Genomic DNA, 11,082 nt, shown 5'->3' on the forward strand with positions numbered 1-11,082 from the left:
AGACAAAAATTTTGTCTCCGGTCAAATTTGCGCCAGCGTAGTACCAGATAGTAAGTTTTTCTGAAGCTTTTACTGCTTGAAACAACTCCAGAACAAACTCCCGATCATTGCGTAAATCCTCGCTGACCAGTTTTAGCAAGTCAGGGTCTCGTATTAGATAAGGTTTCAATAATTGCTTGTTATTCCGCAGACTAGGGTCGACATCAAGCTGCTGAATTATTTCTTCTTTTGATAAAAGTATATATTCATTATTATTAACAGTATTATTTTGATTGTCTAACGCGCAAGCGCCTAATATCGCTGCAGAGATTGTTACTGGCCAAATTACCGAAGGCTTTGGTGGTGTTGGGGGCTTTGGACTGCCAATTTTATTTGGCAACGCGCATTGTTTGGTTTGCATAAATTTTCTCCTTATTTAATAATTATAACCTATAGATTGTATCGTAAGTTTAGAGAAAAAATTGCAAATACATGGTATTATCTGGCCTCTTAAAAATAAAGTGTTTTTGGAGTAAAGGAGCGGGTAATGGGTGAATTTGAAAATAAAGTGGTTATTGTCACCGGTTCGGCGCGGGGTATCGGTAAAGAGATCGCCGCGGCTTTTGCGGCTGAGGGCGCCAAAGTGGTGATCTCCGACGTGAATGCTGAGGCTTGCGCGGAGACGGCCAAAGAATTTGGCGCGCAGGCTGTCGCTGTGCCGGCCAATGTCACCGTGAAAGCCGAAGTGGAAAATCTGGTCGAGCAGACCAAAGCAAAATTTGGCGCGCTGGATATTGTGGTGAATAATGCCGGCGTGACCCGCGACGGTTTGTTCGTGCGCATGAAAGAAGCAGACTGGGATCTGGTGCTGAATATCAATCTCAAAGGCGCTTTTTTGATGTCGCAGGCCGCCGCGCCGGTCTTGATGAAACAGCGTTCTGGCAAGATCGTTAATATCGCTTCGGTGTCCGGCTTATTCGGCAATTTCGGGCAGGCCAATTACGCTGCCTCCAAAGGCGGCATTGTGGCGCTGACCAAAGTAATGGCGCGCGAGCTGGCTCCGCGCAATGTCAATGTCAACGCCGTGGCGCCGGGTTTTATTGTGACCGCCATGACGGACAAATTGACCGATGACGTCAAGGAAAATATCAACAAGCAAATCCCTTTTGGCCGCATGGGGCAGGTCAAAGACATTGCCAATACAGTATTGTTTTTAGCTTCGGAAAAATCCGCTTATATCACCGGCCAGACTATCGCGGTATGCGGCGGTCTGACCATGCAGTCTTAAAAGCAGGCGTTGACATAATCAGACGACTGTTTTTAAATAGCCAATGGTGTGCAAAAATAAATTTTTTTAGAAGGAGGGGGTGAATTGTATGGCGACAGAGCAAGAAATATTTGAAAAAGTGCAAAAAGTAGTTGCCGACCAATTGGGCCGCAGCCCTAGCGAGGTGACGAAAGAAGCTTCTTTTATTGACGATCTGGGCGCGGATTCTCTGGATACGGTGGAGCTGGTCATGGCGCTGGAAGAAGAATTTGACACGGAAATTCCGGACGAGGATGCGGAAAAGCTAAAAACAGTGGGCAATGCCGTAGCTTACATTATGCAACATTCCGGCAAGTAGTTTCTCTGCGGCAATATAGCAAGGGGCGGTTTTTACTGCCCCTATTTTTTTAGGGATAAAATGAAATTAAAAGAACTTAAAATTGGAAAATTCAAAGCCAGAATTCCCATCGTGCAGGGCGGCATGTCCGTCAAGAATTCTCTGGCGCCTTTGGCGGCGGCGGTTTCTAATGCGGGCGGCATCGGCGTGATCGGCGCCTCGGCGATAGCGCGGGACGAGCTGATCCAGGAAGTGCGCGGCTGCCGCAAAATGACGGCCGGCATTGTGGCGGTCAACATCATGTACGCTATCCGCGAGTTCGCTGAAACGGTCAAGACCTGCATCGACGAAGGCGTGGATCTGATCTTTCAGGGCGCTGGCTTTTCCCGTGAGATTTACAAAATGGTTGAAAACACAAATACGGAAGTTGTTTCGATCGTTTCGTCGGTGAAAGCTGGCTTGCTGGCCGAACGGCTGGGCGCGGCGGCGGTGGTCGTCGAGGGCACGGAAGCCGGCGGACATCTGGGCACCGACCGCTCTATCGATGAGATTTTTCCCGAAGTGCGCGCGGCCGTGCAGTCTATACCGGTGTTGGCCGCCGGCGGCATTACCGATGGTTACGATGTTGCCAAATATCTCAAACTGGGCGCGGACGGCGTGCAGATCGCCAGCCGGTTCGTCTGCTCTGACGAGTGTTCCGCGCCGCTGGCGTATAAACAAATGTATTTGAACTGCCGCAAAGAAGATATTGTCACGATGTACAGTCCGGTCGGCTATCCGGGACGCGCGATACGCAACGCGCTGATCAATAAAATTGAGGACGGCACTGTGGAATTTGCGGGCTGTCAAAATCAGTGTTTGAAACATTGCTCTTACAAATACTGCATTTCCAACCGCTTGCTCCAAGCGATGGCTGGTGATGTGGAAGGCGGGCTGGTTTTCTCCGGCGCCAACGCCTGGAAAATCAAGGAAATTCTGCCGGCCGCTAAAATTATTGAAAATATGGTGCGTGAAGCGGAAAGTATTCCAGAATAGGAGCTAAAAAATGACTAAACGAGTGGTAATTACCGGCGTGGGGACTGTCAACGCTCTAGGGAATAGCGCGGCGGAATTTTGGCCGCGTCTGCTGGTCGGCGAAACCGGTATTGCCAAAATTACCTCTTTTGATGTGTCGGCTTTTAAAGCGCAGATCGCCGCCGTGGTCAATAATTTTAATATTGAAAACTGGGGCGTGGATAAAAAAGAAAGTAAACGCATGTCGCGTTTTATTCAGTTTGCGGTGGCCGCCGCGCTGGAAGCGGCGCGGGACAGCGGTTTTGACATCAAGAGCGATCCGGAAGAAGTCGGCGTAATTGTCGGCAGCGGCATCGGCGGCCTGGAAATCATCGAAGAAGCGCAAAGGACTCTCAGTGATAAAGGCCCCGCGAAAATTTCACCTTTTGTAGTGCCGATGATGATCGCGGATTCTGCTTCCGGAGCTGTATCGATCCAGACCGGCGCCAAAGGCGTGAATATTTCGGTGGTTACCGCCTGCGCCAGCGGCACGCACTCTGTCGGCGAGGCTTTCGAGTGGATCAAACGCGGGCAGGCCAGGGCGGTGCTGGCGGGAGGCACGGAAGCCTGCATTACGCCGGTGTGTCTGGGCGGTTTTTGCGCGGCGCGCGCGCTGTGTTTTGACTCCAATGACGCTCCGCAAAAAGCCAGCCGTCCTTTTGACGCCAGCCGCTCCGGTTTTGTCATGGGTGAGGGCGCGGGCGTTTTATTCCTCGAGGAAATGGAAAGCGCTTTGAGCCGCAAGGCCAAAATTTACGCCGAGATAGTCGGCTACGGCGCCACCGGAGACGCTTATCATATCACTTCCCCCGCGCCCGGCGGCGAGGGCGGCACGCGCGCGATCAGGATGGCGCTGCGGGAAGCCGGACTAAAACCGGAAGACATTGATTATATTAACGCGCACGGCACGTCGACTGAATTAAATGACAAATGTGAAACGCAGGCTATAGTCAGTGTTTTCGGCGCGGATACTAAAATAAATATTTCTTCGACCAAAGGCGCGCTGGGACATTGTTTGGGCGCGGCTGGTGGTTTGGAAGCCGTCATTCTGGCCAAAACCGTGGAGACCGGTCAAATACCGCCGACGCTGAATTATCAAACGCCGGATGCCAGTTTTCCGCGGCTTAATTTCACGCCGAATAGATCCGTGCAGCGCACGGTTCGCGCCGCCATGTCCAATTCTTTCGGCTTCGGCGGCCACAACGCGATAATTGTTTTTAAGAAGTTTCAAGAATAAACTGTGCATATTGTCCTCGTCGAGCCGGAAATCCCGCCCAATACCGGCAATATTTCCCGTCTCTGCGCCGGCGTGAACGCGACTCTGCATCTGGTCAAGCCGCTGGGTTTTGACATCTCTGACCGCGAAGTGCGCCGCGCCGGACTGGATTATTGGGACAAAGTAAAAATTGTTGTTTGGGACAATCTGGCAGATTTTTTAAAGCACAATAAAGACAAGCGGCTTTTCTTTTTCTCGACCAAAGCCAAACAGCTTTACACTGACCTGCGCTATCAGCCGGACAATTATCTGGTCTTTGGTAAAGAGACCAAAGGTCTGCCGGAAGATTTGCTCCGGCAAAATCCTGAGCGCGCCGCAACGATACCGATGGATCGGCAAAATATCCGTTCTATAAATTTATCCAACGCTGTGGCGATCGTGCTGTACGAAGCGCTACGGCAGCAAAATTTTCCAATTTGATTAACGGTGTTTATTTTTTTTAGCCCGGGCTTTGTTCCGGCGGCGGCTGTTTTTGGGCAAGACCGGCGTGTGGTTTTGCAGTATCTTTTGTAATTCTAAAGGCTTGCTGTTCTCGGCCGCGGATTGATTCTCCGGCGCTGCGGGCTGGTGAAAATATTTTTTGTGTTTGTTGTAATAATAAAACAGATAAAACAAGCAGCTGGCCTGGATCGCTAGCAGGCACAAAACTAATTTATTAAAAAGATACACGAAAGGCGGATAATTTAGCAAATAAGCCAGCTCAATGTTGTTGAGCTGAAAATACAAAAGGAACGGCAGCAGCAGTCCGCCGCCGATCAGACCGAATAGCTGCAAAGTGCGGAAAAAGAACAAACGAATATTCTCTATTATAGAAACGCGGTAAGACGTTTTGAGCAAAAAAACTACAGTAAACAAGCAGAGATAAAAACTCAGCATGAGCAAGAGCGCGGCGTCCAGATATTGGGGAAAGGCAAAAGTCAGGCCAGGGTCTTTTTGCGGAAAAATAAAGGGTGTCAAATGGTAGCGATGGATCAGCCAGGCGTAAAGTCCGCCGGCCGCGCTGGAGCCCAGCAGCGCGGAAACCAGAGCCGGCCATAATTTGCGCGAGGACAGCAGCCGCGCGGCAGGTAAAGCGCTGGCCAGACAAAAAAGCGCGGTAAACCCAAACAGTGGCCAGCGCTGAGCGAGCCAAAAAGGTAAAACCAGACAGAGTAGAAAAATATTGCCAATAATAAAAAGAGCCTGCGGCCAATTACGGCGGTTGACCAGAGTAAATCCGAGCAGCAGCAAAATCAGCAAGACAACCACGCTGCCGCCGCGCGCGAAATCGGCAAAGAGAAATTTTTCTTCAAAAGCGGTGTCGAGTCCGTAATTGTAATTGTCGGCGGCTTTTTGCAGCAGCACTTTGTCGCCGATTTTTAGTTTTTGTCCGGCCGGCATGTCGATCATGACAAAATCTTTTTTTTGATTGTGCAGACGGACTTTGACCAGCCGCTGCGGAGTTTCGGCGCCGGAATAATCTTCCAAAATATACGAGACAACGCCTGGCAGATAGGCATTGTCCGGCAAAGCGCTATCCGCCGCGGCGCTCAGTCCGCTCAAACAGACCGCTATACCCAAAAGGAAATATTTCATTATATACTCATTATAATGAAAAAAGTCTGGTTTTTCATTATTTTGCTGGCCTGGCTTGGCGCTGAGGGGCAGCTCAATGTTTTTGCCGGCGATAAAGACGCCGAGGTTTTTATTGATGGACAATTTATCGCTAAAGAGCAGGTTTTGCAACATTCCCTGCAGGCCGGCGCGCATTATTTGCAGGTCAAGAAAAACGGTCAGGTTCTCAAATCACGCGTGGTGGAAATTCAAGACAATAAACTGGAAACAGCGGTGCTGGAAGATTTTGTCGATTACAAAACCAGTGTGCCGTCGCGCGGCTCGCTCGATGTGGAGGCGATGCGGGTGCGCGAGACGCGCGGCAATGTGGCTTTCGGTTTATTTGGCGGTTCACCGGCTTCCGGCTTGAGCCTCAAATGGTGGCCGCTGGAGAGGGTCGGCCTGCAGGCGATCGGTTTTGCGAACAGCAATGCTGTCGTGCGCGACACGCGCGCCGGCGGCCGGCTGCTGTTGGCGCTCAACGAATCGGTTTATCAGAGCAGCACATTTACGATATATTTGGCCGCGGGCCTTGGCCGGTCGGCGTCGTTATTTGTAGACGATGCCGCTGGTGAAAGCGCTACCTATGATTTGCAGGAATTAACGTTGGGTTTGGAGTTTAGAGTGGCGGATTTTTTTCAGACGAGCAATAAAGGATATCAACATATTGTTATTAACAAAGATACTTCAGCGCTGGATATTCTGCTGATCGAGCTGCTGCTCGGAGTTGGCGAGTTTTTTCTGCGGACGGCGCATTGGGGCCTGGAGCTTGGCGCGGAAAGAACTTTTACCAGATATTTTACGGGGAACGAGGAGCCTTCCGCGGATCATTTTAATGTAAAACTCAGCGGAGGCTGTCACATTTATTTTTAAAGGAGGAGAAGTATGAAAAAGTTTTTGGTTTTTTTAATGCTGCTGGTGGCGGTGGGTTTGGCGGAGAAAGGGCGGATCAATGTCATTACCGATTTGCCGGGCGCGGAAGTGTATATCGACGGCGTGCGTGCCGGTGGGGAATCTGTACAGGATTACGAAGTTGACGCGGGCGAACATTATGTGGTGGTCAATTACCGCGGCAAGAAGATTTACGCCAGGATGCAGCGGGTCGGTGAAGGCGAAATAAGGACGATACCGACGGCGCATTTTGTGGATTTTAAAACCAATGTGGCTTCGCGCGGCGCGGTGGATGTGGAAGCGGCGCGCATCCGCGAAACGCGCGGCAATTTCGGTCTTGGCGCGCAGGGCTCCGCTACGCTGGACACGGCTTCTTTGGGTGGCATTTCGGCCAAATGGTGGTTTACGGAACGCCTGGGGCTGCAGGCTTTTGGCTGGCTGGACAGCCAGCGCACTTATTCCGGCGGCCGTCTGCTTTTCTGGCTGGCGGACAAAGTTTTTTTTAACGCGCCATTCTCCGGTTATCTGTACGGTGGCGGCGGCACGGACAGTTTTACGGACAAAGACAATGCCGACCACAATGTCCGCACTACGGTCAGTAATGCCGGTTTCGGCGTGGAATGTTCTCCGCTGGGCGTGAACGGTTTGTTCTTGAGCGTGGAGTTCGGTCTGGAAAAACGTTTTTCCACTGGCGCCAATGTGCAGACTGAAAATCAAGACCATACCGGTATGCTGTTGTCGGGAGGCCTGCATTTATATTTTTAAATTTGTTTTAACCGTATTCGTCCGGGTAATTTCCTGGATCGACTACTGGTACCGGGCGCTGGCGAGATGGATATTGCCTTATCCTTACCGGCGTTCCGGACGCTGCCGCAAATGTGGCGAATGTTGCCAGCAAATTCTGATCGGCATGGAGCCGCGAATGTTGCGCTTGCGCCCGCTGCGTAATTTGGCGATCTGGTGGAACGCTTATTTCAACAATCTACGCTTGATCGGTAGTTTTATTGAGGACGGCGTAATTGTTTTTGCCTGTAATTATCTGCGGGCGGACGGCCTCTGCGGCGCTTACAATTTGCTGCGGCCAGTATTTTGCCACGAATATCCGCGCTTGTTTAGTCATTTTGAAAAACCCGTGGTTTTGCCGGAGTGCGGTTTTAAATTTTCTCCACGTAAATTAATTTAGCCAGCCTGCCGTCAATGGCCAGGCGGGCGCCGTTGACCAGCAGAATATAGGTCGGGTAAAGCTGCTGAATACGCAGGGTCTGTCCGGGATAAACACCCAGTTCATACAGGCGCGCTAACGCTTGATCCTGCCCCGTGCGTATATAAATAACTTTAGCGTTGACGCCGAGCGGTAGACGGTTGAGCGGCAGGACGGTGACAGCGTTAAATTGCTTGGCCTGCGCGCAGCAGGGGCCGGTTGGAATATTATGTATATGACCGTGGCCGATCAACGCGCAAAATCTTTCGAGGATTTCCGGCGAGATATTGGCCGCTAAAATTTCCGCCTGCGCGGCGGCTTTTTTGGCGGTCAAGCCCAGCAGCTCTTTATAAAAAATTTTCAGGACGGCCAGAGTCCGTTCGTTTTGCTGTTTGCTGGTTTTTTCCATGGCCGCTCCTAGATGTGCAATATTTTATTGACAATCGCCGCGATAGTAAATGCGTAAATTGTGGAGCAGAAAAATATCAGCAGCGCTTTGAGCCAGCCTTTTTGCCGCGCCAGTTCGCCAAGAAAGCCCAGGCAGGGCAGAGAAAGCGAAATGAAAAGCAGCGATACTAAAACCTGAATGGAATTTAACATGCCGTTATTCGCCAAATCGTACAGGGATATGGCGCCGAGGTCTTTGCGGAAAAGTCCCAGCGCCACGCTGTCCGTAAAAGCTTCCGGCAGATCTAAAAAAGTCTGGATCAGCGGCGCTGTCCAGACGCGGAGTAATTCTAAAAGCCCGGCGCTGTGCGCCGCGAAAAGAAAAACGGACGCGCCGAGTATCAATGGTGTGATTCCGCGAAAATACCAGCGCAGATAAGCGCCGGCCGCGGCCAGTATTTTGCCGCCGCTGGGAAAACGCAGTGGTGTAACTTTGGCAATGTAATTAAGCGGCGGCTGCGGCCGCAGCAAGCGGTGCAAGCCCAGAATAATACCGGCCTGCAGGAGCATAATGCCGCCGAAAATCAAGGCGTGCGAAAATTGAATAATAGACAGCAGATTGGAGATGATAGCCAGCTGCGAAACACAGGGAATGAAAAAAATAAAAAGCAGTAGCTGAATGTTTTGTTCACGGCGCGTTTCCAGTTGCGCGGATTTATTCAGCGCGGCGATTTTGCAGCAGCTAAACAATAAGGGCGGCAAACTGTTGCCGTTAAGCCCGAACAAGCGCAGCAGCCGCTGGCCGGTCAATCCCAGCCGGCTGATGTAGCCGGTGTTTTCCAAAAAAGAATAGATCAGGAAAAAAGAGCCCATGACCGGCAGTAAAATAGCCAGGGCATAAGCACAGCCGATGGTCAGCAGGCCGTACTGCCCCACGAAAAAATCCGTAAAGAGATTATTGCCAAAAACGCTGACAAAAATATAAGTGATGAACGGCGCCAGATATTTACCAAAGAGTTCATCATAAAAGAGATAGACCAACAGTCTACCGCCGATGAAATGAACAAAAGCAAAAATAGAAAACACAGCCGCGGCGGCGATCAGTAGATCCCAAAAAAAGCGGAGTGAATACTCTTCAAAAAAATGCGAGAACCTGGCAGCGCGGCGCTGTTCTTTCGGCCAAATTTCTGAAAAAAGGCTGCGCGCCAGACTTTCCCAGCGATTGGCAATCGTAAAAGAATGAGCAATAGCGTATTTTTCCGCCGCGTAAGCCAGCAGTTTTTCGCGGACTGGCGGTGGATACGCGCGGCGGATCCAGTTGTAAATATTTTTATTGCCGAGCAGCAACATCAAACAAATAAACCGCCAGGAAATTTTTTGTTCCGGCAGGCCGGAAAACTTAAATTGTCCGCTGAAATCCTGAATGATTTTTTCGAGCGTTTTGGAATAACTGCCGACCCAGCGCGGTTTATGCGCGGAAACCAGCGCTTTTTGAATTTCCCGCCGGCGCGGTTCATGAGTCGGTGTGCTGATAATGACCGGCGCGTTGAAAATATGCGTCAGCTTGGCTTGTTCAAAAATATATTCCTGCTCGGCGGCATTGGGCGCCTGGTAATTCACAATAAACGGAATGTTAAGCTCCGCCAGTTGAATAAGAATTAAAAGGCTGTTTTCCAGCGTTTTTTCGTTGAGCGTGAAAATAATTTTTTCGGGCTGAAGTTTTAAGATCAGATTGAGCGCGATAGTTTCATTCTCAGAAGTGGGGATCAGCGTGTTCAGGCCGGGCGCTTCGAGCAGGCGGTATTTTTGGCCGCCGAGTTTGATTTGTCCGGTGTTCAGTTTTAACGGGCTGCCCGGATAATATTTTTGCTGCCCGGCCGGCGCGGCTAAACTATTAAAAATATTGGTCTTGCCGGAAAAAGTCTGGCCGAGAATTAAAATGGTTTTCATCGGGCAGCGAGCAGCAGAGACATATCCAGCGCCGGCGCGGAATGGGTAATTTTGCCGCAGGAAATATAATCCGCGCCGAGTTTAGCCAGGCTTTTAAGATTTTTTTTGCCCACTCCGCCGGAGATCTCCAGCTGGATTTGTGGATTGAGTTTAGCACGCAGCGCGGCGGCTTTTTTTATTTCCGCGGCGGACATATTGTCCAGCAGAATAATGTCGACCGGCAGAGCCAGAAAATCTTTGACCTGCCGCAAAGTCGCGGCTTCGATCTCGATTTTTTTATTTTTTTGCCAAAACTTAAAACGTTTAATTCGTTTTGCCAGATCGCTTAACTGTAAACTGGCCAGATGATTTTCTTTGAGCAAAACCCGCTCCGATAAATTGAGCCGGTGATTTTGTCCGCCGCCGCAGCGCACCGCGTATTTTTCCAGTTCGCGTAGCAGCGGCGTGGTCTTGCGCGTGTCGAGCAGTTTGACATTCGTGCCTTTGAGCAGATTTACCAGCTTGTGGGTTTCCGTGGCCACGCCGCTCAAATGCTGGAGAAAATTTAAAGCGACGCGCTCAGCTAAAAGAATGTCGTTTAATCTGCCGCGGATTTTGGCCAGCGTTGCGTCTTTTTTTATTTTGGCGCCGTCAGAAAATTTAGTTTGAAAATCAGCTTTGCGGAAACAATATGCGGCGATCTCCAGACCGCAAATTATGCCGTCGGCTTTAGCGATAATTTTCCCGCTGACGATCTTGCGTTTGTCCCCGAAAAATTTGGCGGTGATATCGCCGCGCGGCGCGTCCTCACGCAAGGCCTTGTGAATTAAGGCGCGGGTGTTTTGGCTGATACTCATTAAATTGATTTTAGCTTATTTTGGCTGTTCGGACAAAAGTTACACATCTGGGTGTGCCAAGAAGCGCTTATTTATGAAATCTGCAACAAAGTATATTTCTTTACGATAACATTATATAAGTGTTTTGGGAGCAAGAAATGCGTTTTTGGATAAGTAAAAATATTAATGGCGAAGTGTCAAGTCAGGAAAAAAAGAAGCGTTCTCACAGTACGTTATTGCAAATGACTGAACGCAGAGAACGGGTTTTGATTGCCGTAAAAAAAATGTATGACGCAAACATAGAAATCACGACCGCAGCGATTGCCCGGGAAA

Annotated in this window: 13 protein-coding genes; 8 read left to right on the plus strand and 5 right to left on the minus strand. The window is 50.1% G+C overall.

Going from position 1 to position 11,082, the window contains the following annotated elements; genetic code table 11:
* The coding region (locus LBJ25_07130; protein ID MDR1453725.1) for a DUF4116 domain-containing protein at positions 1 to 400 on the minus strand (400 nt) is incomplete at its 3' end.
* Positions 401 to 526: 126 nt separating this feature from the next.
* Here LBJ25_07130 and fabG point away from each other — a divergent pair.
* The 5 genes from fabG (at position 527) to LBJ25_07155 (ending at position 4,332) form a co-directional block, all read left to right on the plus strand.
* Entirely contained in the window at positions 527 to 1,267 is a 741-nt protein-coding gene (gene fabG, locus LBJ25_07135; GenBank protein ID MDR1453726.1) for a 3-oxoacyl-[acyl-carrier-protein] reductase, read from the plus strand.
* An 88-nt stretch (positions 1,268 to 1,355) separates the two neighbouring features.
* Complete coding sequence (acpP, locus tag LBJ25_07140; GenBank protein MDR1453727.1) at positions 1,356 to 1,604, plus strand: acyl carrier protein; 249 nt, start codon at positions 1,356 to 1,358, stop codon at positions 1,602 to 1,604.
* A 60-nt stretch (positions 1,605 to 1,664) separates the two neighbouring features.
* On the plus strand, positions 1,665 to 2,618 hold the full coding sequence (locus tag LBJ25_07145; protein MDR1453728.1) for a nitronate monooxygenase: 954 nt from the start codon (positions 1,665 to 1,667) through the stop codon (positions 2,616 to 2,618).
* 10 nt (positions 2,619 to 2,628) lie between these two features.
* A complete protein-coding gene (gene fabF, locus LBJ25_07150; GenBank protein MDR1453729.1) occupies positions 2,629 to 3,873 on the plus strand; it encodes a beta-ketoacyl-ACP synthase II in 1,245 nt (414 codons plus the stop codon).
* Positions 3,874 to 3,876: 3 nt separating this feature from the next.
* Complete coding sequence (locus LBJ25_07155) at positions 3,877 to 4,332, plus strand: tRNA (cytidine(34)-2'-O)-methyltransferase (GenBank protein ID MDR1453730.1); 456 nt, start codon at positions 3,877 to 3,879, stop codon at positions 4,330 to 4,332.
* On the opposite strand, the gene LBJ25_07160 is transcribed toward LBJ25_07155, so the two are convergent.
* Positions 4,333 to 5,487 (minus strand): hypothetical protein, encoded by a 1,155-nt coding sequence (locus tag LBJ25_07160; GenBank protein ID MDR1453731.1) that lies wholly within the window; start codon positions 5,485 to 5,487, stop codon positions 4,333 to 4,335.
* 15 nt (positions 5,488 to 5,502) lie between these two features.
* Here LBJ25_07160 and LBJ25_07165 point away from each other — a divergent pair, with 15 nt between their 5' ends.
* From LBJ25_07165 to LBJ25_07175, 3 genes are all read left to right on the plus strand, one after another.
* Complete coding sequence (locus tag LBJ25_07165) at positions 5,503 to 6,378, plus strand: hypothetical protein (GenBank protein MDR1453732.1); 876 nt, start codon at positions 5,503 to 5,505, stop codon at positions 6,376 to 6,378.
* Positions 6,379 to 6,390: 12 nt separating this feature from the next.
* Positions 6,391 to 7,161 carry a hypothetical protein gene (locus LBJ25_07170; protein ID MDR1453733.1) on the plus strand — a complete coding sequence of 257 codons (771 nt, stop codon included), beginning with the start codon at positions 6,391 to 6,393 and terminating at the stop codon, positions 7,159 to 7,161.
* Between the two features lie 73 nt (positions 7,162 to 7,234).
* Entirely contained in the window at positions 7,235 to 7,579 is a 345-nt protein-coding gene (locus LBJ25_07175; protein MDR1453734.1) for a YkgJ family cysteine cluster protein, read from the plus strand.
* Here the strand turns inward: LBJ25_07175 and LBJ25_07180 are convergent.
* Genes LBJ25_07180 through nadC form a run of 3 tightly spaced genes read right to left on the minus strand, consistent with a single transcriptional unit; the run spans position 7,551 to position 10,770 of the window.
* Positions 7,551 to 8,006, minus strand: a complete 456-nt coding sequence (locus LBJ25_07180) for a ferrous iron transport protein A (protein MDR1453735.1) — start codon at positions 8,004 to 8,006, stop codon at positions 7,551 to 7,553. The two genes, LBJ25_07175 and LBJ25_07180, sit on opposite strands and share 29 nt — an antisense overlap.
* 8 nt (positions 8,007 to 8,014) lie before the next feature.
* The gene (locus tag LBJ25_07185; protein MDR1453736.1) at positions 8,015 to 9,934 is read right to left on the minus strand and encodes a hypothetical protein; all 1,920 of its coding nucleotides are present in this window, start codon (positions 9,932 to 9,934) and stop codon (positions 8,015 to 8,017) included.
* A complete protein-coding gene (gene nadC / locus LBJ25_07190) occupies positions 9,931 to 10,770 on the minus strand; it encodes a carboxylating nicotinate-nucleotide diphosphorylase (GenBank protein MDR1453737.1) in 840 nt (279 codons plus the stop codon). The genes LBJ25_07185 and nadC overlap by 4 nt, the downstream gene beginning before the upstream one ends.
* Positions 10,771 to 11,082: the final 312 nt, after the last annotated feature.

The sequence above is a fragment of the Candidatus Margulisiibacteriota bacterium genome (genome assembly GCA_031268855.1).
Classification (GTDB): domain Bacteria; phylum Margulisbacteria; class Termititenacia; order Termititenacales; family Termititenacaceae; genus Termititenax.

Excerpts from the sequence above, each read along its gene's own strand:
- fabG (MDR1453726.1), top strand. The coding sequence starts at position 527 with ATGGGTGAATTTGAAAATAAAGTGGTTATTGTCACCGGTTCGGCGCGG.
- LBJ25_07160 (MDR1453731.1), bottom strand. The coding sequence starts at position 5,487 with ATGAAATATTTCCTTTTGGGTATAGCGGTCTGTTTGAGCGGACTGAGC.
- fabF (MDR1453729.1), top strand. The coding sequence starts at position 2,629 with ATGACTAAACGAGTGGTAATTACCGGCGTGGGGACTGTCAACGCTCTA.
- LBJ25_07185 (MDR1453736.1), bottom strand. The coding sequence starts at position 9,934 with ATGAAAACCATTTTAATTCTCGGCCAGACTTTTTCCGGCAAGACCAAT.
- LBJ25_07145 (MDR1453728.1), top strand. The coding sequence starts at position 1,665 with ATGAAATTAAAAGAACTTAAAATTGGAAAATTCAAAGCCAGAATTCCC.
- LBJ25_07165 (MDR1453732.1), top strand. The coding sequence starts at position 5,503 with ATGAAAAAAGTCTGGTTTTTCATTATTTTGCTGGCCTGGCTTGGCGCT.
- nadC (MDR1453737.1), bottom strand. The coding sequence starts at position 10,770 with ATGAGTATCAGCCAAAACACCCGCGCCTTAATTCACAAGGCCTTGCGT.
- acpP (MDR1453727.1), top strand. The coding sequence starts at position 1,356 with ATGGCGACAGAGCAAGAAATATTTGAAAAAGTGCAAAAAGTAGTTGCC.
- LBJ25_07170 (MDR1453733.1), top strand. The coding sequence starts at position 6,391 with ATGAAAAAGTTTTTGGTTTTTTTAATGCTGCTGGTGGCGGTGGGTTTG.
- LBJ25_07180 (MDR1453735.1), bottom strand. The coding sequence starts at position 8,006 with ATGGAAAAAACCAGCAAACAGCAAAACGAACGGACTCTGGCCGTCCTG.